This window comes from Pseudorhodoplanes sp. (assembly GCF_050250235.1).
In the GTDB taxonomy this organism is placed as follows: domain Bacteria; phylum Pseudomonadota; class Alphaproteobacteria; order Rhizobiales; family Xanthobacteraceae; genus Pseudorhodoplanes.
In genome coordinates, this window is sequence record NZ_JBFWPA010000095.1 from 1 (window position 1) to 24,984 (window position 24,984).

21 protein-coding genes are annotated in these 24,984 nt (G+C 60.9%); 5 read left to right on the forward strand and 16 right to left on the reverse strand.

From position 1 onward, the window contains the following. The 3 genes from AB7F49_RS28270 to AB7F49_RS28280 form a co-directional block, all read right to left on the reverse strand. Positions 1-2,299: molybdopterin-dependent oxidoreductase (locus tag AB7F49_RS28270; RefSeq protein ID WP_428528643.1), on the reverse strand; the 2,299-nt coding region annotated here is incomplete at its 3' end. Positions 2,300-2,481: 182 nt separating this feature from the next. Then, positions 2,482-3,231, reverse strand: coding sequence for an SDR family oxidoreductase (locus tag AB7F49_RS28275; protein WP_428528645.1), 750 nt, complete (start codon positions 3,229-3,231; stop codon positions 2,482-2,484). Beyond that, positions 3,228-4,952, reverse strand: coding sequence for an acetolactate synthase catalytic subunit (locus AB7F49_RS28280; protein ID WP_428528647.1), 1,725 nt, complete (start codon positions 4,950-4,952; stop codon positions 3,228-3,230). Before AB7F49_RS28280 ends, AB7F49_RS28275 begins: the two co-directional genes overlap by 4 nt. Positions 4,953-5,147: 195 nt before the next feature. On the opposite strand from AB7F49_RS28280, the gene AB7F49_RS28285 reads away from it, so the two are divergent. Continuing rightward, entirely contained in the window at positions 5,148-5,981 is an 834-nt protein-coding gene (locus tag AB7F49_RS28285) for an IclR family transcriptional regulator domain-containing protein (RefSeq protein WP_428528648.1), read from the forward strand. A gap of 10 nt (positions 5,982-5,991) precedes the next feature. On the opposite strand, the gene AB7F49_RS28290 is transcribed toward AB7F49_RS28285, so the two are convergent. From AB7F49_RS28290 to AB7F49_RS28315, 6 genes are all read right to left on the reverse strand, one after another. Next, positions 5,992-6,306 carry an NIPSNAP family protein gene (locus tag AB7F49_RS28290; protein WP_428528650.1) on the reverse strand — a complete coding sequence of 105 codons (315 nt, stop codon included), beginning with the start codon at positions 6,304-6,306 and terminating at the stop codon, positions 5,992-5,994. 29 nt (positions 6,307-6,335) lie between these two features. Next, positions 6,336-7,076: an ABC transporter ATP-binding protein gene (locus AB7F49_RS28295; protein ID WP_428528652.1), complete on the reverse strand. Its 741-nt coding sequence runs from the start codon at positions 7,074-7,076 to the stop codon at positions 6,336-6,338. Further along, positions 7,076-8,872 (reverse strand): ABC transporter permease subunit, encoded by a 1,797-nt coding sequence (locus AB7F49_RS28300; protein WP_428528654.1) that lies wholly within the window; start codon positions 8,870-8,872, stop codon positions 7,076-7,078. The genes AB7F49_RS28295 and AB7F49_RS28300 overlap by 1 nt, the downstream gene beginning before the upstream one ends. Beyond that, positions 8,869-9,918, reverse strand: a complete 1,050-nt coding sequence (locus tag AB7F49_RS28305; protein ID WP_428528656.1) for a branched-chain amino acid ABC transporter permease — start codon at positions 9,916-9,918, stop codon at positions 8,869-8,871. The genes AB7F49_RS28300 and AB7F49_RS28305 overlap by 4 nt, the downstream gene beginning before the upstream one ends. Positions 9,919-9,987: 69 nt before the next feature. Beyond that, positions 9,988-11,121, reverse strand: coding sequence for an ABC transporter substrate-binding protein (locus AB7F49_RS28310; RefSeq protein WP_428528657.1), 1,134 nt, complete (start codon positions 11,119-11,121; stop codon positions 9,988-9,990). A 79-nt stretch (positions 11,122-11,200) separates the two neighbouring features. After that, entirely contained in the window at positions 11,201-12,097 is an 897-nt protein-coding gene (locus tag AB7F49_RS28315) for a hypothetical protein (protein WP_428528659.1), read from the reverse strand. A gap of 60 nt (positions 12,098-12,157) precedes the next feature. On the opposite strand from AB7F49_RS28315, the gene AB7F49_RS28320 reads away from it, so the two are divergent. From AB7F49_RS28320 to AB7F49_RS28330, 3 genes are all read left to right on the forward strand, one after another. Continuing rightward, positions 12,158-13,558, forward strand: coding sequence for a VOC family protein (locus tag AB7F49_RS28320; RefSeq protein WP_428528681.1), 1,401 nt, complete (start codon positions 12,158-12,160; stop codon positions 13,556-13,558). Positions 13,559-13,688: 130 nt separating this feature from the next. Further along, positions 13,689-14,672: a Bug family tripartite tricarboxylate transporter substrate binding protein gene (locus tag AB7F49_RS28325; protein WP_428528661.1), complete on the forward strand. Its 984-nt coding sequence runs from the start codon at positions 13,689-13,691 to the stop codon at positions 14,670-14,672. Between the two features lie 52 nt (positions 14,673-14,724). Continuing rightward, positions 14,725-16,371, forward strand: a complete 1,647-nt coding sequence (locus AB7F49_RS28330) for an arylsulfatase (RefSeq protein WP_428528663.1) — start codon at positions 14,725-14,727, stop codon at positions 16,369-16,371. A gap of 246 nt (positions 16,372-16,617) precedes the next feature. On the opposite strand, the gene AB7F49_RS28335 is transcribed toward AB7F49_RS28330, so the two are convergent. From AB7F49_RS28335 to AB7F49_RS28350, 4 genes are all read right to left on the reverse strand, one after another. Beyond that, a complete protein-coding gene (locus tag AB7F49_RS28335; protein WP_428528665.1) occupies positions 16,618-17,346 on the reverse strand; it encodes a CoA-transferase in 729 nt (242 codons plus the stop codon). Continuing rightward, positions 17,343-18,170 carry a CoA transferase subunit A gene (locus AB7F49_RS28340; protein WP_428528667.1) on the reverse strand — a complete coding sequence of 276 codons (828 nt, stop codon included), beginning with the start codon at positions 18,168-18,170 and terminating at the stop codon, positions 17,343-17,345. Before AB7F49_RS28340 ends, AB7F49_RS28335 begins: the two co-directional genes overlap by 4 nt. After that, positions 18,167-19,540: a phenylacetate--CoA ligase family protein gene (locus tag AB7F49_RS28345; protein ID WP_428528669.1), complete on the reverse strand. Its 1,374-nt coding sequence runs from the start codon at positions 19,538-19,540 to the stop codon at positions 18,167-18,169. The genes AB7F49_RS28340 and AB7F49_RS28345 overlap by 4 nt, the downstream gene beginning before the upstream one ends. 259 nt (positions 19,541-19,799) lie before the next feature. Further along, positions 19,800-21,167: an MmgE/PrpD family protein gene (locus AB7F49_RS28350; protein ID WP_428528671.1), complete on the reverse strand. Its 1,368-nt coding sequence runs from the start codon at positions 21,165-21,167 to the stop codon at positions 19,800-19,802. Between the two features lie 76 nt (positions 21,168-21,243). On the opposite strand from AB7F49_RS28350, the gene AB7F49_RS28355 reads away from it, so the two are divergent. Further along, the gene (locus AB7F49_RS28355; protein ID WP_428528673.1) at positions 21,244-22,206 is read left to right on the forward strand and encodes a LysR family transcriptional regulator; all 963 of its coding nucleotides are present in this window, start codon (positions 21,244-21,246) and stop codon (positions 22,204-22,206) included. 6 nt (positions 22,207-22,212) lie between these two features. Here AB7F49_RS28355 and AB7F49_RS28360 read toward each other — a convergent pair whose 3' ends face one another. From AB7F49_RS28360 to AB7F49_RS28370, 3 genes are all read right to left on the reverse strand, one after another. Then, complete coding sequence (locus AB7F49_RS28360; RefSeq protein WP_428528675.1) at positions 22,213-23,226, reverse strand: carbon-nitrogen hydrolase family protein; 1,014 nt, start codon at positions 23,224-23,226, stop codon at positions 22,213-22,215. Further along, complete coding sequence (locus tag AB7F49_RS28365; RefSeq protein ID WP_428528677.1) at positions 23,223-24,212, reverse strand: carbon-nitrogen hydrolase family protein; 990 nt, start codon at positions 24,210-24,212, stop codon at positions 23,223-23,225. Before AB7F49_RS28365 ends, AB7F49_RS28360 begins: the two co-directional genes overlap by 4 nt. After that, a partial coding sequence (locus tag AB7F49_RS28370; RefSeq protein WP_428528679.1) for a TRAP transporter large permease subunit occupies positions 24,209-24,984 on the reverse strand: 776 nt, incomplete at its 5' end. The genes AB7F49_RS28370 and AB7F49_RS28365, both read right to left, overlap by 4 nt.

The following is a 24,984-nucleotide window of genomic DNA, read 5'->3' on the forward strand; positions in this document are numbered from 1 at the left end:
ACGCTACAGGCGTACGGGCGCGCACCGGGGGATTGGGGACGACGAAGTAGCCTTTCCGAAGCAGCTTTCTGAACGAGACTGACTTCGCGAGATCGGAGCCATCAAAAATCCGCTTGACCCAATCCAGCTCGCTCATCCCCTCCGAGAAATACATGCCAAGGCCGAGACGTTTCGAAATCGCCAGGAAGATGTTGTAGTCGGACTTTGATTCACCGAGCGGCTCGATGCACTTGTGCTGCAGCACAATTACGCGGTGATTCAGCTGCGTCTGGTTATGCGGGATGAAACCATTTGCGTTGGCCCATTCGCTGATGTCCCAACGCTCGAAATTCGTGCAGGCGGGAAGAATGATATCGGCGAACTTGCAGTCCTGTTCGTTCCAGATACTCTGGTTGACCACAAATTCAAGATTCTCAGACCGATACATCGCGGCATAGCGATTGCTGTCGGGCATCGTACTGAAGTTGCTGCTGCCGTATTTGTAGATCATGTGGATCGGCGAATGCCCTTTGCCCGGATAACGCGGCGCATTGAACTGCGCTTCGATCGAGCGGGGATCGCGGACTTGGCCGGAGACCGCTTCACCGCTGATCGCCTCCGGAAGATGCAGCCGAGGAATTCCAGGCGCCGCGACTGAATTCATCGAGAGCAGATGCGGCATCCGCTGATAGACATTCACCGCGGCGCCGGTATTGGCGAGATCGCCGGAGATGCCGCCTTCCGCATATCCCGGAAACCAGAAGGTGTGATCGACCGGCGTGCTCCATTGCAGATTTCCGAGGTTCACGCCGGGCCGGCCGAGGCCCTGCATGGCGACCAGGCACACCATTGCCCGCGCCCAGCTGTGGCCGGTCGGTCCCCGGCAGGCGCCGCCAAAGGCATTGCCGACCCCGCCTGCGCCGAGATAGGTCCGCTTCGCGCCCCATTCCCGGGCGAGCGTGCGAACGATCGGAGCCGGCACCCCGGTCTGGATTTCCTGCCATTCCGGCGTCTTTGCGACACCGTCGCTCTCGCCCATCACGTATGTGCGCCAGGCGTCAAAGCCAAATGTCCGCTCCGCGACAAATGTCCGGTCGTAAAGCCCTTCGGAAATCCAGACCTGGGCGATTGCCAGAGCGAGCGCGGCGTCGGTGCCGGGGCGCGGAGCGATCCACGTCGCGCCGAGGAACGCGGCGCTATGATTGAAATAGGGGTCGATGCAGACGACCGGTATTCCCAGCTCCTTCAGCCACATGCGGCGAACTGTGCCTTCGGCGCCGCCATACAGGCCGTTCGTCGCCTCGGGATCGCTGGACCACAGGACCAGCATTTCGGCTTCCTTGAGCAGATCTTCGACGGTGCCATAGGGTTCGCCGACGCCCAGACGCATCGAATTGCCCCAGTGATGCATTGCGCCCCAGTACCAACCCTCCCAACTGTCCGGATTGTGGTTGATCTTCGTGTGCCCGATCGCGTTGGCAAAGCGATTGAGACTGCTGATCCAATAGCCGAGATTGCCCCAACTGTGATGCGACGGATGATTGAAGGTAATGGCGCTCGCGCCATGCACGCACTTGATTCGCTCTATCTCGCCGGCAACGATGTCGAGCGCCTCATCCCAGGATATGCGCGCATATCCAGATATTCCACGGTTCTGAGGATTTCGCGCCCCTTTCGGATCGAAATCGACTCGCTTCATCGGATAGAGATTGCGGTCCTTGGAATACACAAGAGAGCGCCAGTGCAGCGCATGCGGCGCCACCGTCGCCTTGCGCGGCGGCGTAAACATCCGACCGCGCGCATTAATGGTCCACGGGCCGGGGTCGGATTCGTCGAAGTCGATCGGCGTCGTCCGCACGATGCGTCCGTCCTTCACGTAGACGTATAACGGACCGCCGTTCGTCTGACCGGTGTAACGAACCGTTCCGTCCGGCTGGAGCGTACCCGCCTTCCAGCGAAGCCGCGTCAACGCGGAGATGACCTGCATGAAGTGAAATATGTGCTCATCGCTGCCGCGCGCAACAAACTTGAAATTCTTTCCGGCATCGATTCGCGCCAGCCAGTTGATCGGCGGGCGAACCGCAGATAGCGCATCGCGTGTCGATGCGAACTCGAACTCGACGTCGACGTGCTCGGGTCTCTTGCGGCTGGAGCGGATTGTGCCATTCTCGATGAAGAAGGTGCGACCGATTCCCGTCTCGGCGACCCTGATGTCGATGCTGTATTTTCCACCGCGAACAATCCATTCGCGGAACGACCGGTCGAGCATCGGCGAAACACGCAGAACCACACTCACAAGAAAGAGAACAGCGTTCAACATGCTAACGTGCTTGCATTCGTAAAGATCGACAGCATCGCGTTCTGCCAAAAGCTACTAGGCGATCTTCCTGCCGGAAAAGAATTTCTCCCGGCCGTTTTCCTGGTGAACAGCGAAAATGATCGCTCGGACGGAAGCAGGTCCATTCCGCATGTGGGCATTGCTGACGGTGAGCTGCGGCCGGCCTATTCGGGATCGGGCGAAGGGCCCGGCACGCGATTATAGGCATTGTTCCAGGACGGGGTGATGACGAGCTCGTTGATGTTGACTCTGGCTGGTTGCTCGAGAACGAAGGCAATGGCCGAGGCAACATCCTGCGGCTGCAACATGCGCGCCAGCGACGCCGGCGATGGCGGCGGTACACGCTTCTGCATGATCGGCGTCGCGACTTCGCCCGGACAAACGACGGTTGCCAGAATCGCATTGCCCATCTCCGCCATGTTCAGGCTCTCGACCATGCCCCGCACGGCCGCCTTGCTCGCCGTGTAGGCCGGCCCGGGCTGCGGCGTCACATACCAGCCCGCAAACGACGAGATGACGACGATGCGCCCCCCTCCGTTCGCGCGCATCGAACCCAGCACGCTATCGATGCTGACAAAGGCGCCTGTCAGATTGGCGGCCACGACGCGCTCAAACTCATCGGGAGTGACTTCGCCCCATCTCCGCCTCGGTGTATTGGCGCCAGCGTTGGCCACCAATGCGTGAATTTGACCACCCCAATTCAGGATGCGCCGCGTAGCATTCGCCATAGATTTCCGATCGGTGACGTCGGCGACCACGGCCATTGCATTCGCGCCAAGCCGCGTCTGCGCGTCTAGAACTGCCTGCTCGTCGCGCCCGGTGATGGCGACTTTCCAACCCTGGGATACGAGGAGCTCTGCCGTCGCAAAACCAATGCCCCTTGAGCCACCGGTGATCCACGCCGAACGACTCATCCGCGCACCATCTGCTGCGAGACGATCCGGCTTCTGTCCACGCCGTCAAACAGACTGATCGGCGGGAACGCCTCCGGATCCGTCATGACCTCGATCAGCGTCGGGCCGTCGAATGCCAGGGCATCCTGAAGGGCGGGCCGAAACTGATGCGGCTCGGCAATCCGGACGCCCTTGCAACCGCATGCGCGCGCAATCGCCGCATGGTCGACCTCGGAAAAATCGACCGCATCGCTGTGCATTGCATAGTGAACGTTCTCGGCGTGATACTGGAATCCGAGAATCGCATTGTTGAGCAGAATGATCGTGAGCGGCAGTTCGAGCCGTCTCGCAGTCTCAAGCTCCTGCCAGCAATGGCCGAACCCACCGTCGCCGACAACGCAAACGACCCGCGACCCGGGCTTCGCGATTTTCGCGCCGATGGCCAGCGGCATCCCCCAGCCGAGGCCGGCGAGACCTCTTGGCGTGAGAAAGCGCTGGCCATGCCGCTGCGATGACAGATAGCTTGTGATCCAGTTCGAAGAATAACTGGCATCGGCGACAACTATGTCGTCTGACCGAAGTTCGGCGTCAAGCATCCGCATGGTGTATTCAGGCCGAACGCGCCCGTTCGAGCCAGTCCCGACCTCGTCGAGATACCTTTCGACTGCTCTTGCGGCGAGCCTGGTCCGCTCCGCGACTTGCGAGCAATCGGCCGTCGGGCCGGACGACGCAAGCGCTGCCGCAAGAGCCTTGATCGTGAGCTTCGCATCTCCGACCAGACGCAAAGCTTCGTAATTGCGGCCGACTTCGTTTGGATCGATGTCGATGTGAACGTAGGTCGCCTGCCGTGGATAGGTCTTCCAGCTATCCGTTCCGTTTTGATTGGTCCGCGTTCCAGCCAGCAGGATGACGTCAGCTGTCGCAAGATAATCGCGCAGCTCGCCGGCCCGGACTCCCCGCATCAGGTTGTTGCAGAACACACCCAGCGCAAGAGGGTGATCCTCGGCGATCGCCCCCTTCCCCATATTCGTCGTCGCAACCGGAATCGCCGCCATTTCCGCAAGCGCCACGAGGTCGGCCGCGGCATCCGAAATATGTACGCCGCCGCCGGCGATAATCAGGGGCGACTTCGCCGCCGCGATCAGCCCCGCTGCCTGCAAGACCCGGTCGGGATCGGCAACCGTGCGGTCGAGCGGGAAGGTTCCCAAACTGGCAAGCCGGGACTGGTGCGGCATGGCCTCCTCCCGCAACAGGTCCATCGGCACGATCAGCGCGACTGGTCCCGGACGGCCGCTCGTGGCAGCGACAAAGGCCATATCGACGAAGTCATCCAGGCGATCGGCACGGTCGATCCGGCGGACCCACTTCGTGCAGGATTGGAACAGCGCGATGTGGTCGAATTCCTGAAACGCGTTGCGGTCGACCATGCTCCGCGGAACGTCCTGGACGATGGCGACGATCGGGATCGATGCCTTCATCGCCTCAGCCAGCGGCGGGACGAGCAGGGTCGCAGCCGGACCGTTCTGCGCGCACACGACGCCAACCTTGTGTGACACCCGAGCATAGCCGTCTGCCATGATGCCGCCGGCGTTTTCGGTGCGATAGCCGATCTGGCGGATTCCGACGGCCGGAAGCGCAAGGATGAACGCTGAGGGAATGCTTTGACCGAATACCACCTCCACGCCGTGGCGCTTGACCGCGGCCGCTAGCGCATCTGCGACTCTACATTTCTTGGCTGTCATAGACTGGTCGCAACTTCTAACCATGGGGGCGTCGTGCAGAGCTTCGTTGCGGCAGCAACAAGAGGCGCCCGCTCGGTTGAATTCGGCCCAATAGACAGGAGGCAGATCGGCCGGCCAATATCGCACGAATGTATTGTTCACCAGGTGAATGCCCGCTAAAGTCGCGGCAATATTGTCAGTCGACGCGAGACCTCGGTGGCCGGAAAGACGCATCCATACAAGGAAGTCCGCTCGATCAAGCGGGCCTTGGCGCTGTTCGACGCGCTGGGCGAAATCGGATGGTCGGGCCCATCGACGCTTGCTCAGGTGACCGGGATCGACAGGGCAACGATCTACAGGCTTCTGCGCACGATGGTCGACGCTGGCTATCTTATCCGGCGGGAGCAAGACGAAAAATACTTTCTGTCCGAACGCTGGCTGCGGCTCAGCAAGGGAATCCAGGACGCGGACTTTCGCTCCGTCCGGACCTCCGAGGCGCTGTCACGACTCACCAAGATCGTAAAATGGCCCAGTGACTTTGGCGTATTGTCGATGGGCCAGCTGATCATCATGGACTCCACACACCCACAGACGAGCATGACCTTCTTTCGTTCAGTCGTCGGCAAAACGCGGCCGATCTTCAGGTCTGCGCTCGGCAAGGCGATGATCGCCAACATGCCGCGGGAGCAGTTGGTCGAAGCTCTGGAGACGATACGCAAGGCCAAGGGAACGGATGCCGGCGACTCACGGTCGCCTCGTATCGTTCAACGCATCGTCAACGACTATCGAAAAAAGGGCTATGCGTTGTCGATCGGCGAGGCAACCAAAGGAATATGCGCTATTGCCGTTCCGATCAGGGTTGGAGAACAGGTCGCCGGCGCAATCAATATCGTCATGTTTCAGTCGGCCTTCAACGTCAACGAGGTCGAAAGCAACCTGATTCATGAACTGCGAAGATGCGCATCGGAGATCGAGGCCGTCTTCGCAAAGATCAACAGCGCTTCGCTCCCCCCTCGCAGCAACTCCGACTGGGAGACGTCGTCGTCCTAGCCAGGCTCGATCAGCCAAGTGGTGAGAATCGCGTCGGAACCAGAATTACCGATTCCTGACACTGCAATGCTTCCGATGTATTTGCGGCGGGGTCGAGCCAGTCGGCATCTTTCCACAAGGTCGCTCGCCGCGCGGCTCGATCGGCGTGGCTCTCATAGCCCCAGATTTGAACGAACTGGTTGATCGTGCCCGTCTCCGGCGTAAAAGCTGCTACCAGCCGGCCCAAATGGCGCTCCAGGATCGGCAAGCGTCGCTCTTCATAGACCTTCAACCAGCCGTTCAAACGTCCCGGGTGCGCGGTATAGGTTCGCATTTCGAAGATCATGAAATCTCTCCTGGTCGAGGTTGTGGCCTTCAGGATGTCGCGCCAAGCCCGAGATAGCTCTCGATGACGCGCGAACTTCGCGCCAGTTCAACGGCGGTTCCTTCCATCCGCACCTCCCCACCTTCAAGAACATAGGCGTAGTCGGCGATTTTCAGCGCGGCCCGCGCATTCTGCTCAACGAGCAGAATCGAGATGCCGTCGTCACAAAGCTGACGGATGGCACTGAATATGCTTCGGCAGACAAGCGGCGCCAGTCCCAACGACGGTTCGTCGAGCATCAGGACGACCGGGCGACTCATCAGCGCCCGACCAAGTGCCAACATCTGGCGCTCGCCGCCGGACAGCGTATTCGCAACCTGGCCCTGCCGTTCCTGGAGTCGCGGAAAAAGACCGAAGACTCGCTTCAGGGGCTCAGCCATATCCTTTTCCCCGCGAATGTAACGTGAGAAGGCGCCAAGGATCAGGTTGTCCCTGACCGTCATTTCGCCAAACAACTCGCGAGTTTCAGGCACCAACCCCAGGCCCATCGAAACGCGCGTCTCCACATTCGACCGCCGCGGAACGGCATTGCCGGAAAAGGCGATGTCACCGCTATAGGGCAGAAGACCCATCAGCGCCGAGAGAATGGACGACTTGCCGGCGCCGTTCGGTCCGATCAGAGTCGCGATCTGTCCCTTCTGCAGTGACAGACTGACACCATGGACGGCGCGCACCTTGCCGTAACTCACGGCAATATCGTCGCAGCGCAGGATTTCGGTGGCATCGGCCATCAGTCGACTCCACCAAGATAGGCATCGATGACGGCGGGATCCCTTTGCACGACTTGCGGTGTGCCCTCGGAAATCTTCTTGCCGGACTCCAGCACGATGACATGGTCTGCGAGGCTCATCAGGAATTCCATGTCGTGCTCAACCAGCAGAATGCTCAGCCCCTCCTCCTTGAGCTGCCTGAGAAATTCGGCCAGCCGCTGCTTCTCGTTGAAGCGAAGGCCCGCGGCCGGCTCGTCGAGCAGCAAAAGAACCGGATCTGTCGAAAGTGCGCGCGCGATTTCAAGGATACGTTGAGAGCCCAGCGCGAGAGCTCCGGCCTGCATAAACGCACTGTCTTCAAGCCCGACCCGCCGCAGCTGATAAGCCGCCTCGCCCAGAATCTTGCATTCTTCGTCGCGATCGAGACGCAGGGCACAACGAAGAAATCCGGCCCTTCCCCGCATATGCGCGCCGATGGCGACGTTCTCGAGCACCGACATCTCCGGAAGGATGCGGACATGTTGAAACGTCCGGCTCAGACCGAGCCGCGCGATCTCGCGGGACGCCAGTCCATCGATACGATGATCGAAGAATGTGATCTCGCCGGCCGTCGCGGGATATGTGCCGGCAATGCAGTTGAACAAGGTCGACTTGCCGGCACCGTTCGGGCCGATCAAGGCCACGATCTGCCCCGCCCAAACTTCCAGATCGATCCGATCGTTGGCAATGAGCCCGCCAAAATGTTTCGAAACTTGGCTCACCTTGAGAAGGACGGAATCCTTCCGCGGCAGCGTGCGACCGGACAGGGGTTCCGGTTCGATTGCCTTGGCCCTTTGCCAGCTCGGTACGGTTCGGTCGAAAATCATCATCAGAAGTGGCCAAAGCCCCTGGGGCCGCTTCAGCACAATAATGAAGATCGCCAGCCCGAACACGATCTGGTCGAGATTGCCGGACAATCCGAGCGATCGGCTGATGTCCTTCTGAAACCAGCTTTCCAGCAAGGTGAACGTGGCCGCTCCAACCAGTGTCCCCCAGACGTGCCCGATTCCACCAATGACGGACATGAACACATAGTTGATGCTTGCGTGCAGACTGAACGGACTTGGCGCCACGAATTGTTGACTATAGGCATAGAGCCAACCTGCGAGCGCAGCCAGCAGGGCCGCAATGACAAATACGCATAGCCGCAGCCACCGGACATTGATGCCCATTGCCTCCGCCATCAGTGTCCCGCCTTTCAGCGTGCTGATGGCCCGACCCTGCCGCGAGTCGAGGAGATTTCTCACTGCCAGCGCCGCGAGAAGATAGAAACCCGCAATCAGATAGAATTTGCTGAGCGGAGTTTCAAATTCGAAGCCCAGAACCGAGATGCTGGGAATGTTGCCGATGCCGGCATAGCGCCCAAAAAGATCGAGCGTCCCGAAGAGATAGTAGATTGAAAGCCCCCAGGCGAGCGTACTCAGCGCAAGAAAATGTCCCGACAACCTCAAGGTAATGAGGCCAATCAAAATCGCGGCGAATGCCGTCAGAAGTAATGCAAAAGCCAAGGAGAGCCACGCGTTGCTGCCGATATACGCGAGAACGACCGGGATATCGGTCCGCGTTGCGAGCACAGCCGACGTGTAGGCCCCAAGCCCGACAAAGGCGGCCTGCCCGAACGACATCAGACCGCAGACGCCGGTCAACAGGACGAGACCAAGAGCTACGATGGCATACATCCCGATATAGCCTGCCATCACCACATAGGATGCGGGCATCAGCAGAGGCGCAATCAAGGCGACCGCAATGGCTGCCGCAATCGTGGCGCGCTGCGTCATTCGTCGCTCCCGGCACCGCGGACGCGCGACGACAGCAACAGCAGTGCAGGGATTATCACCGCGAAGACGACGACGTCCTTGTGATCGCTCGACCAGAACGAGGCGAACGATTCGACAATCCCGAGTGCGACAGCGCCGAGAACCGCCAGGGGGAAGCTGGCAAGGCCGCCCACAACCGCACCGACGAAGCCCTTCAATCCGATAATGAACCCGGTGTCATAGATGATCGGAACAATCGGACAGATCAGGATTCCGGAAATCGCGCCGAGGATGCCGGCCACAAGGAACGCGCTCTTGCCCGCGAGCGCGGTCGGAATCCCCATCAATCTTGCGCCTCGCCGATTCATTGCGGTTGCCAGGAGTGCCTTTCCGAAAATTGTGAATTGAAAGAACACAAACAGCATTCCGAGAACGACAACCGACCCGCCGACGACCCAGAGAACCTGATAGTCGATCTCGATGATCCCTACTTTCAGGACTTCGTTCGAGAACATGGCCGTTCGAAACGCCTCGGGACCGAATACCAGCAGCGAAAATCCGGTCATGGCGACATCGATCGCGACCGAGATCATCAGCAGATTCAGGATGCTGGTGTCGATGACCGGCTCATAGGCGATGCGATAGATCATCGGCCCAAGCGGCGCGACAATCAGCAGCGTCGCTGCGATCTGCAGAACCTGAGAGGCATCCTTGAGTGGCAGCAAAACCAGCGTGGATACCGCAAGCGGATAGCCGATGTTCCACAAGCCGGATCGCAGCAGAGGCCGGTATTCACGCGATGGCGCAAGCCTGATCATGTCGAGTACGAAGACCACGCACCCCGCAATGATCACGAACCAGATCGTTCCCGGAATGCGGCCCGACTGAAAGGCCGCCATGGTGAGGGCGCCGAACGCAACGAATTGCCCCTGCGGAAGGAACAGCACGCGCGTGACCGAAAACACCAGGACCAGCGCAAGCGCAAGCAGCGCATAGATGGCGCCATTGGTCACGCCATACTGGAGCAGATAGATGATGATCTGGCTGTCCACCGCAGAGGCCCGCAATTGACCCACCGGCTCCGGCGCGATGCCGCGCCCGAGCCGCCGGGCCGTTCATTTCTTGACAATGCTGGGCTATTTCAGCAATTCCCATTTGCCCTGCTTGACGCGAACCAGGACGATCGAACGATCGTCAACATTCACGTTGCCGGGCTTCATCGTGTAGACCGCATGCACACCGCTGAGGTTCTGCGTGCTGGCGATCGCATCCCGCAGCGCCTTGCGAAACTCCGGCGTCCCCGGCTTGGCGGTGCTCTTGGCCCGCTTCACGGCGCTGTCCGCGATCAAATAAGAGTCGTAGTAATAGGCTGCAAACGCATTACGGCTGTCCGCGCCGAATTTTCCCTCATAGGCTTTCAGAAATGTCAGCGCGGCCGCCTTCGTCGGAGCCGAGTCCGGGAGTTGCTCGGCGACCATCACCGGGCCGGTCGGCGCAATGGTGTTTTCGACCGCAGCGCCGCCCACACGAAGAAAATCCGCATTGATGATGCCGTGATTCGAGTACACTTGGCCCTGGTAACGGCGTGCCGCCAGCGCGATTTGCGGCAATGCGCCGGGTGAACCCGTGCCGCCAATGACCACCGCTTCCGGCCTGGCCGCCGTGATTTTGAGAACCTGCGCCGAGACGCTCGTATCCGTGCGGTTGTAGCGCTCCGCCGCCGACGTCTGGATGCCGAGCGAGTCCGCGTATTTCGAATAGGAATTGAGAATGAGGTCCCCAAGCGGATCCGCAAACCCGATAAAGGCGACCGTCTTGAGGCCGGTCTTCTTCATGTGATCGACCACCGGCCGCATGGCCAGCGGCATCGACTGGGGAACGGTAAAGACCCAGGGATTATTGAACAGCGGCGGCGGAATCGGGCTTGGTGCAATCTGTGCCACACCTGCCGCCGAAGCCACCTGCGCGATCGCCGCGGTCGCGGGAACGATCTGCGATCCGATGATCAAATCGACGCCCTGGTCGATCAGGGCCTGCGCATGTTTGGCCGCGTTGGTCGGATCGCTTGCGTCATCGAGAATGATGTAGGTGACTTTCTCCCCGCCCAGCGTATCCGGCAGAATTGAGAACACATTTCTCGCGGGGACGCCGAGCGAAGCCGCCGACCCGCTGCTGCTCAGGATAACTCCGACCTTCACCTCCGCTTGCACGGTCGTGGCCTTTGTCGCCATGAGCAATGCAAATGCCGCTGTCCATATCAGCCGTTTCATATCGAGATACTCCCCTGTCAGTTTCTGTTCTCATGTCTCCGGTCCCACCCGGGCCCGGCAATTCACCTGCTGCATCGCTTCACCGGACGACGCCCGCCGACGCACCAATCGGGCGTCCCCCGGCGTCCCGGCGCGGTGGGCCTTCTTTCAAAATGGCCACCGCGGCTTCGTGGTCCCCGATGATCGCTTCCAGATAGTTGTGAGCACGAACGTCTCCTGGGACGAGGCCGCCCGGCTTCTCTCGCACACGACCAAATCCGCATGGTGCAGCAATCCCGAAGTCAGCGCGGAATTTCCGCGCCACATGGATCTGCCGCCTGATTCCGTCCGCGCCGTGCAAATGATGGATCAGACCGAGATAGAGGCGCGCGTCCCCCGTCTCGAGTTGTTCAAGAGGACGGAAATAATCTTCGTCCGCGCGCTCGACGGTCGGCACATGAACGAAGTCGACCGCACGCCCGGCGTATCGGGCAAATGCGTTCGCTAGCAGGACCGAGCCAGCCAGGCTCCGGGGCTTCCTTGTCGGCCAGCCGATGATCGTGCCGTAGCAGGAATGAAACCCGAGAGCGGTGGCAGCCGGTATCCTCTTGCATAGGGTCGCAGCCGGCGAGACGAGACGATCGACCTCGCGTCTCGCTGCGTCGAGCCCGCTCTGTTCGAGTGTCTTTTCGATGTAACGGTTCTCGACGGCGAGATCGAGCTGGATTGCGAGATCTTCCGGCGGAATCTGGTCGACGATGCACGCAATTTCCTCAGCAATCGCATCCGTGATGGCGCGAACGACAACCGGATGTTCGGCAGCATCCGGAAAGAACGATGTCACCGCGCTATAGGGCATCGGCAAGGCCACCTGAAACTTCAGGTGACGCGGCAATACGCCTTCCTTCCGCATCTGGGAGAAGACGAAATAGGAGTTTGCCGCATCACGCGCATAGCCCAATCGCCAGCCGCGATCACCGAAGTGCAAGACCGACACACCGGACTTCAGTCGGAATTGCCACTCGTCGTCAAACCCATCGGGGCGCCATTGCTCGCCATGCTCGATCGTCGGCCGGGGGCGCCGCAACGTTTCAATCGCCGGGTGTACGTGCAAGACACGGTATGCCAGGCCCTCGATCCAGTACGACCGTTCGCCGAACTCACCGTCGGGCATGTATGGCAGAAAGCCGCCGATCCTCGCCCCAACCTTGCGAAACGCTTCTTGCGCAGTGTCGACCGGCAGGCTTCCAACCAGCAGCAGCTCGTTCATCGCGGGATTTGCCCAAAGATCAGAAACCTTGATCGTGGGGTCACTCTTTCCCAGCCGCCAGCAATTCAAAAGCGGTGCGGGGCACCTGTTCACTCTGCGAACGACAAACTTGTGCTGCTCCGCTATTCGGCTCGACCGTCTTACAAATATCGGCCGGATATGCAGTGCCGGACCAATCGGAGAATCGCGGTAATGGCGATCGCGTCGCTCGGCTATGTCTGCTTTCGCGCGCCGGATTTGAAAGCGTGGAGCGATTATGGGACGAGCCTGCTCGGCCTTCAGGTCGCCGATCGCAGTCGCGACATGATCTCGTTTCGGATGGACGACCTAAAGCAGCGAATCATCATCGAAACCGGTCGAGCGGGCGAACACAACATTTTTGGCTGGGACGCCTGTGACGAGTCGTCGCTATCCGCGACCTGCGACGCACTCGACGCTGCCAGTGTTGCATATGTCGAAATGCCAGAATCGCTCTGCCGTCTCAGGGGCGTCAACGCCGGCATCTCTTTCAAGGACCCGGCCGGCAACCAGATTGAGGTCTTCCACGGACCGGTCGTCGCACACGGTGACTTTGCGCCGTCTCGGGCGATTTCCGGTTTTGTAACGGGCCCGTTGGGGCTTGGGCACATCGTACTCTATGTGAAGGACATCGAAGCCGCGCACGCCTACTACACCAACGTCCTCGGCTTCAAACTGAGCGATTATGTCACCACGCCGTTCAGGGCGCAGTTTTATCACATCAATCCGCGGCACCACAGCCTCGCATTGATCGAGAACACAGAAAACGGTGTGCATCATCTCATGATAGAGTTGTATCAACTCGACGACGTTGGGCAAGGTTACGATATCGCGCTGGGCGATCCGGACAGGATCGCGACGACGTTGGGCCGGCACTCGAACGACTTCATGACATCGTTCTATACGGTCACGCCGTCGCAATTTCTTGTCGAGTATGGCTGGGGCGGAAAGCTGATTGATGTCGAAAGCTGGCAACCCTATGAAATGACGGACGGACCGAGCCTGTGGGGGCACGAGCGCGCTTGGCTGACGCCGGAGGGACGAGAAAAGGCGAAGCACATGCGGCTCGATGCGGCGAGGCGGGGCGTCAAGGAGCCGGTTTACGTCACGCCCGGCAATTATCGCGAAAACAGGCTCGATTGCGCCTGGTGGTGCAAGCAGAACGTCTGATGCGGCGTCCGCCAGGTTGGCGGAGCGCAGAACTTTCTGGTTGCTGACGAGATCGGTACCGATCGCCCAAAGGGCTTTATCAATGGCATGGCTGTCATCAATGGCGCATGCGCAGCGGAGGGATACCCAGATGTTGCCTCGGATCCGCACTCTTCTTGCACTCACACTGCTTCACTTCACGATGCCCGGAGCGCCGCTTCAAGCGCAGCCGGCCAATCCCCTTCCCGAAGGAACGATTCGCATCATCGTGCCATTGGCCGCCGGCGGGCTTGTTGATACGACTGCCCGGATCATTGCGAGCGAACTCGCGCCACGCATCAGTCGAACGATCGTGATCGAGAACAAGCCGGGAGCGGCCGGCAATATTGGAAGCGCATATGCTGCCGCCGCAGCACCGGACGGACTGACATGGCTGTTTACGTTTGACTCCGTTTTCACGATCAATCCGTTCATGTATGCCAATCAGGGATTTGACTCCGCCGCTGACTTCGTTCCGATTACTCCGGCCGGGACGGTCGCGCTCGTTCTCGCTGTCAATGCCAAGACTATCCCGGCCAAGTCGTGGCCGGATCTCGTCGCTCTAAGCCAAAAGAAACCTTTGACCTTTTCGTCCGCCGGCATCGGCTCTCCAGCGCACCTCGCATTCGAGTACCTTAAATCGGTCAGCGATTTGAAGGGCACTCATGTTCCTTATCGAGGTGCCGGACCCGCCGTTCAAGGCATCGTCGCCGGAGACGTCGATGCAGGATTTATCGCCGCCGGCAGCATCCTCCCATTCGTTGCCTCAGGAGTCTTAAGGCCTTTAGCCGTGTCTTCGAATATCAGAGACCCGGCTTTGCCGGATGTGCCGACGGCAGCCGAGGCCGGGATCAAGAATTTCGACGCGTCATTCTCGAACATCCTGTTTGTGCCCGCCGGGGTCAAACCAGAGATCAGGGACTTCATTCGGGAAAAAGCCGCGGAAGTCCTGGCACTTCCGGATGTCCGGAAAAAATATGCCGCTCTGGGCACAACTGCGATACCGAGCACCGAAAGCGATGCAATCGATTACCTGAAGCGAGAACGTACTCGGTGGGGTAAGGTCATCAACTCCATCGGAATGAAAGCGCAGTAGCGAGGCCGGCTTCGATCGCGCCCAAACGTTGGACAGCGACAAAGGACATGAAATGGCGGTGGCTATGCAAGCCAAATCCAAGCGGCCGAACTTTCTGGTCATTGTGGCGGATGATTTGGGCTTTTCCGACCTTGGGGCATTCGGCGGCGAGATACTGACACCGCACCTGGATACACTCGCATATGGGGGATTGAGGCTCTCCGCGTTCCATACGGCGCCCACGTGTTCGCCCACACGTTCCATGCTGCTGACTGGAACGGACAATCATATTGCCGGCCTCGGAGCGATGGCGGAGTGGACCCACACCAATCCTGCTCTCAGGATGCGGCCTGGCTACGAAGGCCATCTCAACGATGCTGTCGTTACCTTGCCGGAGCTGCTTCGCGACGGCGGATATGAAACGATCATTTCCGGGAAATGGCATCTCGGCCTGACGGAAACTCAGTGCCCGTCAGCAAGAGGATTCATGCGATCGTTCGCCCTTTTGCCCGGAGCCGCCAATCACTATGGCTTTGAGCCCGAGGCGCACGACAAGCCAAATATCCTGGCTTTGACACCGTCACTCTATATCGAAGACAGAAAATACGTCGAGACACTGCCGCCTGATTTCTATTCGTCCGACACATTCACAACGATCATGCTCGACTACCTTCGCGCACGGGATACGTCACGTCCCTTCTTTGCCTATCTGCCCTTCTCCGCTCCGCATTGGCCATTGCAGGCGCCGGCCGACATCGTCGCCAGGTACCGCGGCAAGTACGATGACGGTCCTGAGCAACTTCGTATCCGCCGAATGGAGCAGATGAAGGCGCTTGGCTTCCTTGCGCCGGAAATCGATGCTCATCCCATCGTGGGCGGACGGCCGTGGAATACCCTCACTCCGCAGGAGCGCGCGGTTTCCGCCCGTTGCATGGAAGTCTATGCCGCGATGGTCGAGCGGATGGATTTCAATATTGGGCGGGTGGTTGACTACCTTGAAACGACAGGTGAACTCGAGAATACATTCATCCTGTTCCTGTCGGATAACGGGGCAGAAGGACAATTGTTGGAAGCTTCGCCACGCTTCGGAGCGAACCTGACCGAATTTATCAGCGAGCATTACGACAACAGTCTGGAGAATATCGGACGCGCCAATTCCTATGTTTGGTACGGGCCTCGCTGGGCACAGGCCGCCACCGCACCATCGCGCCTGTATAAGGGCTTTACCTCGCAGGGCGGCATTCGAACCGTCGCATTCGTCAAGTTTCCCCACGCCGACCGACAGGCAGAGATCGGCGATGCAGTCGCTACGGTCATGGACATCGCGCCGACGATCCTAGAGCTCGCCGGGTTAGAGCATCCGGGCGTATCATGGCGCGGACGAAAAGTTGCAGCGATGCGCGGCCGCTCGCTCGTGAACTATCTCAACCGCAAGACGGACATCGTGCACGGCGAAGACAGCCCCCTTGGTTGGGAACTGCACGGAAGGCGCGCGGTTCGGCGTGGGGATTGGAAAGCTGTCCTTATTCCACAACCGTTCGGAACCGGCGATTGGCAGCTATACAATCTATCCGTCGACCCTGGTGAAACACGCGACTTTGCGGTGGAACATCCGGAGCTACTCAAGCGGCTGCTTCTAGACTGGGACGCTTATGTCCATGAAACGGGCGTATGCCTGGACCCCGACGCGTTCAATCTGCGCTCGTCCGTCGAGCATTAAGGTCCATCGCACCGATGCCTACCTTCTCCCGCATCAGATGGACCGGGCGCCTCGGCGTCGCACCGAGCTTTGAAATAACTTCATCCAACGGCTCGGCGAGATTGATCCTTCGCTCGATCGCTTTCTGCATATATCCGTTTCCCTGGATCGGAACTGACTGACATCCCGAGCGATGTGCAGGCGTCGAGCTCCGCAGCAATCAGTTCGAACGGTATCAAGTCCCTGCCGGTGCAACCTCGTCGAGCTTCACGCAGCAAAGGCATGACGGGTAAAGGCAGGATAAATGTCCGCCAATTCTGAGCGTACCTTTCCACGTAGCATCGCAAGGTCCAAGGAAGAGGGGTTCGCTGTCACCGGCGTACCAGACGCAAGATCGAAATCGAACCCGGTGGTCGAGACGATATCCTCAACCGTGCAGCCCGGATGAACGCTGTCCAGGGCGAAACGTTCTTTCGCGCGGTCGAACCGGAACAGAGCCTTACTTGTCAGAAGGTACGTCGGCCCACCGGGACGATACACCCCTTCCGGGCCAATGCCTGGCGCGCTGATGAAATCGACTTGGCTCACCAGGCTGCGCAGACTGTGCTCCTCGCGAAACAGGATCACCCGCGGCACTACGAAATACACCAACGGCGAGCCGAACGATCCTGGAAAGCGCATATTGGGTTGCCGATAATCGCCGGTCGACACTAGATTGATGTTGGCCTTGCCGTCGATCTGGACGCCGCCGAGCACAAAGCAATCGAGCCGACCGGACGCAGCAAAGTCAAATTGTTCGGCGCCGCCATTGGTGAAAATGTTATGCCGCGGACTGCCATGAACTGACACCACCATGCCAGGCTCGCGCGTCTGCGCGAACAAGGCGGCCGCTGCCGGGATCGGCGAATTCGCCCCGATCGCGACCGTGCGCGCTCCGGCGAGCAGCGCGGCCAGGGCATGCGCAAGGAATTCCGCTCTGGTCGGACCAGCGGTCATGCGGCTGCCCGTCGCATCCCATGATCGGCCAGATAGCGACCAAATCCGTCCGCTGTCCGTGCCTGCTCCGCATAATCCGCCAGATGCGCGCTGTCGGCGGAATAATAGCCCGCAAGCCCCAGCGGCGACGCCCCGCGTTCGGCCTTGGCACAGCCGGTGACATAGACATGCGCGATGGTCCCGGGCGCCATCTTCTCGTCGCTCAGGAGATCGCAGTCCACGATCGTCTCCACGGTCGCGAGCGTGATGCGCGCGGCATGAGCCATTGTCATCAATTCGCGTCGTATTCCGATCCAGATATTGCCGCTCGTGTCCGCCATCGGGGCGTGAAACAACGCCACATCCGGCCGGATCGCCGGCACAAGCACCAGCGGATCGCCGGATTCGGCAAAAGGATTATCGACGACCCGCCAATCCGGCCGATGGCACAGCACATCACTGCCGAGGATGCCGCGAACCGGCAGGAACGGTACGCCTTTCTCCGCCGCAATAAGGCCGGCATGCACCGCAGGGCATGTCGCGTCGCGCATGTCGATGGCACCCCGCTCGACCGCCTCCCTGAACCGCGGCGCGAGCCCCTGTTCGCCGAGGCTTACCGCCGCCCCCTCCAGCGTCGCGACGCAGCCGGCGCCGATCAGAAGATCGGCTGGCAAACCACCGGTCGGCACCACGACGAGGTGCAGGTTGCGCACGCCGCGCCGTATCAGCGCACGGGTCGCCGCCATCGACACCCCCGACGAGTCGGACGGAATGGCAAGCAGACAACCATCAACGATGTGAGCGACAAGCCCGTCAAGATCCGTGAGCTTGGAAGGTCTCGTCATGCGGCGGTCTCCTCGCGCACATGGATCAGCTTGGTCTTGAGCGACGACCGCGGCAGCGACCCGAATGCGACGATCGAGATTTCGGGTCGCACCGCCAGCAACTGATGCATGCGTTCGGCGATTCGTGTCGCCAGCGCGGGGCGGTCGGCCTCGCGCAGATCGGAGCCGGCTTCCACCGTCAGACGCAATGGCGGCTCGACCTTGGGCGGCGCCCGATCGAGATCGATCCGCATTTCGCCAGAGACCTCCGGCTGGAAACTCTCGAGCACCTCCTTGATGGAGGCTGGGTAGACCTTCACGCCCTTCACCATCAGGAGGTCGTCGACCCGGCCGATGATCTGCATGCGCGTGCCGAAAATCCCGTCGCCCGGGCAATGCCCGACATGGATACGGACAACGTCGCCGGTTGCGTAGCGAAGCGCCGGGCCAGCTTCGTATTCAAGGCCGGTATGGATTGCCTCGCCAACCGCGCCGTCGACCAGCGGCAAGGGCTCCCGGGTTTCGGGATCGCGCAGGTCGTATCGGAAGCAGTAATCCTCACCCATCATGTGCATGCCATGATAGTCGCGCGACAGCCCGGAAATCAGCCCGTTGTGCCAGGCGCCGCCGGCAATGTCGTGGACCGTCGCGCCATAGGCATTCATCAGGCGTTCGCGCACCGCCGGGATGCCACCGCCCGGCTCCCCGCCGATGATGACCTTCTTGATGCCGAGCGCGCCGACATCGCAGCCGATCTCCTCGGGCGCGCGCTCGATCAGGTGGCCTGCGAGAGACGGCGTGCACATCAGTGCAGCCGGCCGCGTCAGCTGGATGTACCGCAAGATGCGTGCAACGCCAGCCTCCGCACCCACCGGGATCGGACGTGCACCGTATTCTTCAAGGGCCATGATCACCGTGATCCCGGCGAGCCAGAGCGAAAGCCCGTTCGCCTGGAACACCGAGTCTCCCGGCTTGATGCCGATCAGCGCCCACATTCGTGCGAAGACCTTGTGATTGATGTCGAGGTCCTTCCTGGTCCAGGTGTAGAACGTCGGATGTCCGGTGGTTCCCGACGTGCCCGCGATATGCACGACCTTCTCGACCGGCGCGCACAGATGCGTGCCGAATGGATGGCCGAAACGCTCCAGCGACTCGTCCTGGATGGCGCGATGCTCGGCCTTGGTGATCAGCGCCGGGAGCCTCCTGAAGTCGTCAAGATTGCGGATGTCGGCCGGATCGTTCACGCCGGCATCGGCGAGCTTGACCCTGTAATATTCCGAATTGGCATGGCAATAGGCGATCTGCTTGCGAAGTTTCGCGAAACGCAGATCATTCAATGACGCCATGAAGGCATCGGGCTCCTGGGTTGCGATGCCGGTATAGTGTGTCATCGCCGTATGCCCCAACATTGGACTATGATCCGTTCGATATTGCTGACAGTGACGCTCTGAGCCAACAGGCCGATAGCGATAACGGCCGCCATCCGCAGCGCAATTTGCGACAACCGCGTAAGCACATGCCGGGACGAAACGCGTCCAAAAAGGCACGTCCGGAGGAGCCGCACATCCTGTCTGATGGTATCAGGCAGCATCCCTTCCGCTGACCTGGAACGGACTAACTTAAGTGCATGAACTGACGTCTCGAGCCGCATCAGATCGCCTGGGCATGCAGAGCAGTGGCGTCGCTTAACGTCTCGATCCGCATGAAGCGGCCGATCGTTGCGTCCTTATCGGTATCCGACAGACCGGTGAGCAGCGCGCGCGTCTTGGCAGCCGTGCGCCGCGTCAACAATGCGATATCGGGTTCGGGCTCGCCGGTATCGACCCGCTTCACAAGCCGGCGGCCATCCTTGAGCCGGATTTCGAGTTCGGCAGCGGTGAAATGCATCTCGGGAACGATCTCGACCTCACATTTCGAGGCCAGCGCCCGCAAGTCCGGCCGCACCGCAAGCGCGTCGCTGAAGGTCGTGATCGCTCCCGTATCGTAACCGGCGAGCGCCAGCGCGAGACAATGCTGGACGTTGAACTTGATTTCCAGACCGGTAGACGGAGGCGGCGTCAGCACGACCTTGTGGAATTGCTGCTCGACACGCAGCACGAGCCGCTCGACATCGTCAGGTCCGAATGGAGTTTCGTCCCGCAACTGGATCAGGGCTTCAAGCGGAGAATGGGTCATGAAACAGGACGCATAATTCTTGAACAGGTTGCGGCAGAGATGCCAGCCGTCGGGCGGTGTGGCGAGCGCTGCCGCCGGGTCGCCCCCGTCTGCGAATACGGCGGCGAAGCCCCGCTCGGCCTCGAGAACATCCTGAGTGCATACGAAGCCGCGCGCCACGAGCTGAGCCGCGAACAGCCCGCTTTGGGCGGCCTTGCCCACGTTGAAACACTTGGCCATGCTGCCGAACACCGCCTGGAGGCCGCTGGCCTGTGTTGCGGCGAGACCAATCGCTCCTGCCGTATCACCCGCATTCAGATCGAGAAGCTTCGCGCATGCCACTGCCGCTCCGATCGCGCCGGCGGGCGTGGTGCCCTGATAGCCGCGCCGGAACAGCCGGGGCGACGTCAGTGCTCCGATCCGACAGGTCGTCTCGAAACCGACAATGAAGGCCAGCAGCAGTGCCTCACCGCTCTTCGACATGCTTTCGGCGAGCGCAAGCGTCGCCGGCGCCACCGGCGCTGTTGCATGGCCCGGAAGGATGTTCTGAACGTCGTCATAATCGAGAACGTGTCCGGCGGTGCCGTTCACCACTGCTGCGCCGAGCGTCGAGGTCCGCCTGTTGGTACCGATCAGGCGCGCCTCGGGATGACCGCCCTGCGCTTCGATCTCGGCGCGGACGATCAGAACCGCCGCCTCGTTCGCGCCAGCCCACGTCACCGCATACCAGTCGAGCAGTGCAAGCCTGGCGATCTGCTTGACGCGGTCCGGCACGTCCGACAGGCGCAGCGCGAAGGCTTGCTCTGCCAGTCCTTGCGTTACGAGAAGAGGCGGTTCGGCGCGGCGCGCTGAAGCTTGGGACATGCTGCTTTCCAACCCGACCCAAGCGTACCCGGCGACATTATTGCGCCGTTATGTCCATTCGATATAACCTTGTCACATGGCCATCGACCACCAGCAATTGCGCTACTTCGTCCAGGTCGCGACCCTGCGCAGCATCAACAAGGCCGCGGGCAATTTGCATATCGCGCAATCCGCGCTGAGCAGGAGAATGCGCCAGATCGAATATGATCTGGGTGTCGACCTTTTTCACCGGTCGCCAAAGGGCGTAGAACTCACAGCGGCCGGACGCAGGCTCCTGGGTCGGGCGGCATCGTTGACCGATGACTTCCGTCTCTTGCGCGAGTTCGTCACGGAACCCGGTGCGGCCCCGTCGCATCAGTTGCATGTCGGAATGGTGCCGGGCCCAACCCTGCTGCTGCTGAACCAGCTCGTCGTACGCTTTCATCGTGCGGCACCCGACATCGTCCTGCAGATTGTCGAAGGTACGACGCAATCGCTTACCGAACAGGTCGCGGCCGGAGAATTGGAGATGGCGGTCGTGACGGATCCGCCTCCACACAAGCGGCTGCATTACCGGCCGCTCTGGGCTGAACGCCTGTTCCTCGTCACCCCCCCGAACATGCCGGCGCGCGCGCGAATGAAAAGGCTACCCTTTGTTGTGCCGTCGCAAAGCCCCGCGATCCGCGCAATCATCGAACAAGCCATGCAACGGCTTGGCCTATCGTTTCACGTCGACCTTGAAATGCCGTCCTCGGTCAGCGCCAAGCGCCTGATTGCAAGCGGAGGAGCCTATTCCATCATGCCCTATTCCGCGATCGCGGAGGATTTCGGAGGCAAGTCCTTTGCGTTCGATCCGGTCCCGGATTGCACAATCCTGCGAGCCCTCGCCTGTCCGCAAGATCGCAGCAACACCGCAGAAGGTGACATCCTTATTGGGCTGATGGACAAACTGGTAGCCGAGTTGATCGCGATCGACCCGATCAAGGGGCTGCTGCCCGTACCAGGGCCGCGATCTGTCGGATCGCGTCGTTTGCGCGCCGGCAAACATGTGCCGCGGTGACCTGAACTAAGGCCTGTCGGACGCGAACTGCGCCGCCGCATCATCATCGATGGGAGCAGCCATATCCACCACGGATGACATCGTACGACGGTCAATCAGGAGGCGGCATACGTCCGGCCTGCCTGAATGGCCGGCAGGATCGGTGCCAAGCTTCGCCGCAACCAGCATCTCACGATCCGCCTCGGCAAGGATGACGCCTTCTTGGCTTTCCGGGATCGGTGCGGCGAGCGGCCGTCCGTCCGGGCCATAGATCATCGCCGCCCCCCCGGAAGCGGTAAGGCCCGGAACCGCTATCATTGCGCGACTCTCGTCGGTATCCGCCACGATCGCGAGGGTCTCCTCGTCCATCACGGTCGTGGCCGCCACGACGAAGCAGCCATTCTCGATGCCGTAGACCTGGCTGATCGCTGCACTCATTTCCGGACCGGCCGCATACGCCCTGCCCCGTCCCATCGACAGAGCCGGCCAGGACGCCACGTGAATTTCCTCGTGCTGAGACGCCAGTGCAAACTTCGACAGCGGCTGCAGGTGCTCCCAGCAATTCAATGCGCCCACCCGGCCGGCGCTGGTGTCCACCACAGTCAATCCGGAACCGTCCCCCTCACCGAACGCCATGCGCTCCGCGCGCGACGGCTTGAGCTTGCGCCGGTGCAGTTTGATGGTGCCGTCGCTATCGACGATGGTCTGGCCCATATAGAGGCTGCCGCCGGCGAGTTCCGCATAGCCGAATACTGCGACCAATCCGTAGCGGCGCGCGGCGGCGCACAAGTGCTGCATCTCCGGGCCATCCCGTCGCACCGCGTTGCGGCGATAGCGCGCCGCAAATTGCAGGCCCCAATGCGGCGGCCCCAGCCAGATCCACCATGGATAGCCGGGAATCCAGGTTTCCGGAAAGCCGATCAGTTCGGCGCCACCCTCCGCGGCCTGCGCCATGAGCGCGATCGCCTTGTCGATCGTCGCCGCACGGTCGAGAAACACCGGCGCAGCCTGCACGGCAGCGAGCTTCAGGTGGCGCTTCATGCGTCTGCATCCTTGACGGTTACGACCGGCGGCGCGGGCTGCCGGTTGAACATCAGCCGAACCACATCAGGCCGCGACCAATGTCCAAAGGTGTCGCTTGCGGTCTTCGCCAGGTGCAGCGCGGCGAGGTCGATTTCCGCCAGAACCAGACCTTCCTGCCCCTCCGGCAGATAAGTGCCGCGCGGAGCGCCATCCGGCCCGAAGATGTTGGAACGTCCGCCAGCGGCGTCGAGGCCGTCGACCGTCAGCAATTTGCGCTGCTCATCGGTCTTGCAGACAATATCGAGCGTGGCGCTGTCGTTGACCGTGGTGGCACACAGGACGAAGCACTGTCCTTCGATGGCGTAGATCTGGCTCGCCATGGTCGCCGCTTCGGGCCCATTCAGGAACGCGCGGCCCCGCATCAGGCTGAAAGCCGGCCAGGCCGCGACGTGAATCTGCTCGGACTGCGCAAACATCGCTGCCTTAAGAAGCGGCTGGAAATGTTCGCCGCAACTGAGGGCGCCCAACCGCCCGATGGACGTATCCACGACCGCAAGATCGGCGCCGTCGCCCTGCCCGAACACCGTGCGTTCGGTTCGCGCCGGCTTCAGCTTGCGGCGATGCGCCAGCACCGTTCCATCATCCCCGATCAGCGACTGCGCGATGTAGAGCGTGCCGCCGGCGCGCTCCGCATATCCCAGCACGACATGGATATGGTGCCGCCTTGCCGTTTCGCACAGCGCGCGCATTTCGTCGCTGTCTCTGTGCAGCGCATTCCCGGCATAGCGGGACATGAACTGCATCCCGAAGGCCGGCGGCCCAAGCCAGATCCACCACGGATAGCCGGGCAGCCAGAGTTCGGGAAATGCAATCAAGCGCGCACCTGCGGCCGCGGCTTCTGCGATCAGCCTCTGTGCCTTGGCAACACCCGCGGCGAGGTCGAGGAACGCGGGAGCCGCCTGCACCGTCGCCGTGATGAATTTCGGTTCGGGGGTGTCGCTCATTTCAGCACTGTCAAAAGCCATAGTGAAAGCCCCGGGAACATGATGAGCAAGGCAAGCCGCACGAAATCGCCGATGATGAATGGCGCCACACCGCGATAGATCACGCCTAGCGGCAGGTCCTTGGCGAGGCCCTGCAGGACGAAGACATTGAGGCCGATAGGCGGAATGATCATTCCGAGGTTAATCACCACGAGATTGATGATGCCCCACCAGGTCGGATCGTAACCATAGCCGATGACGACTGGCAGCACGAACGGCAGGGTCACGAGCATCGCTGCCGTCTCGTCGAAGATCGAACCGAGGACAAGATAGCCGATCACGATCAGCACGATCACGAGAATTGGCGGAATGTTGAGATGCTGCAGCGCCGCCGCCGTCGTTTCGGCCACCTGCGTCAGTCCGACGAAATAGGACATGATCGAGGCGCCGAAAATCGCCATATAGATCATGGCGGTGGAGGCTGCGGCTTCGAGGAAGGATCGACGTAGCACGCGCAGGGTCAGCCGCCGTCGCAGCGCGGTCACGCAGATGGTGGCCAGCGCGCCTATCGAAGCGGCCTCGTTGACCGTGAACACGCCACCATAGATTCCGCCGGACACGATGACGAATATGAGGATTGCGGGCCGGCAGGCGAGCAAGGAATTCCAGATTTCCTTCCGGCCGACGCGCTCGGCCGCGGGTCCGGCTTCCGGATCGCGGCGCACGATCACCGAGATAACGATCACATAGATCACGACGGCGAGCAGTGCGGGAATGATGGCGGCGACGAACA

What these genes read in the sequence shown, in the direction of transcription:
- AB7F49_RS28280 (WP_428528647.1), bottom strand. Translation starts at nt 4,952, where the DNA reads ATGACAGCCAAGAAATGTAGAGTCGCAGATGCGCTAGCGGCCGCGGTC.
- AB7F49_RS28325 (WP_428528661.1), top strand. Translation starts at nt 13,689, where the DNA reads ATGTTGCCTCGGATCCGCACTCTTCTTGCACTCACACTGCTTCACTTC.
- AB7F49_RS28350 (WP_428528671.1), bottom strand. Translation starts at nt 21,167, where the DNA reads ATGTCCCAAGCTTCAGCGCGCCGCGCCGAACCGCCTCTTCTCGTAACG.
- AB7F49_RS28295 (WP_428528652.1), bottom strand. Translation starts at nt 7,076, where the DNA reads ATGGCCGATGCCACCGAAATCCTGCGCTGCGACGATATTGCCGTGAGT.
- AB7F49_RS28320 (WP_428528681.1), top strand. Translation starts at nt 12,158, where the DNA reads ATGCTCGATCGTCGGCCGGGGGCGCCGCAACGTTTCAATCGCCGGGTG.
- AB7F49_RS28360 (WP_428528675.1), bottom strand. Translation starts at nt 23,226, where the DNA reads ATGAAGCGCCACCTGAAGCTCGCTGCCGTGCAGGCTGCGCCGGTGTTT.
- AB7F49_RS28300 (WP_428528654.1), bottom strand. Translation starts at nt 8,872, where the DNA reads ATGACGCAGCGCGCCACGATTGCGGCAGCCATTGCGGTCGCCTTGATT.
- AB7F49_RS28310 (WP_428528657.1), bottom strand. Translation starts at nt 11,121, where the DNA reads ATGAAACGGCTGATATGGACAGCGGCATTTGCATTGCTCATGGCGACA.
- AB7F49_RS28345 (WP_428528669.1), bottom strand. Translation starts at nt 19,540, where the DNA reads ATGACACACTATACCGGCATCGCAACCCAGGAGCCCGATGCCTTCATG.
- AB7F49_RS28275 (WP_428528645.1), bottom strand. Translation starts at nt 3,231, where the DNA reads ATGAGTCGTTCGGCGTGGATCACCGGTGGCTCAAGGGGCATTGGTTTT.
- AB7F49_RS28355 (WP_428528673.1), top strand. Translation starts at nt 21,244, where the DNA reads ATGGCCATCGACCACCAGCAATTGCGCTACTTCGTCCAGGTCGCGACC.
- AB7F49_RS28340 (WP_428528667.1), bottom strand. Translation starts at nt 18,170, where the DNA reads ATGACGAGACCTTCCAAGCTCACGGATCTTGACGGGCTTGTCGCTCAC.
- AB7F49_RS28330 (WP_428528663.1), top strand. Translation starts at nt 14,725, where the DNA reads ATGGCGGTGGCTATGCAAGCCAAATCCAAGCGGCCGAACTTTCTGGTC.
- AB7F49_RS28335 (WP_428528665.1), bottom strand. Translation starts at nt 17,346, where the DNA reads ATGACCGCTGGTCCGACCAGAGCGGAATTCCTTGCGCATGCCCTGGCC.
- AB7F49_RS28290 (WP_428528650.1), bottom strand. Translation starts at nt 6,306, where the DNA reads ATGATCTTCGAAATGCGAACCTATACCGCGCACCCGGGACGTTTGAAC.
- AB7F49_RS28365 (WP_428528677.1), bottom strand. Translation starts at nt 24,212, where the DNA reads ATGAGCGACACCCCCGAACCGAAATTCATCACGGCGACGGTGCAGGCG.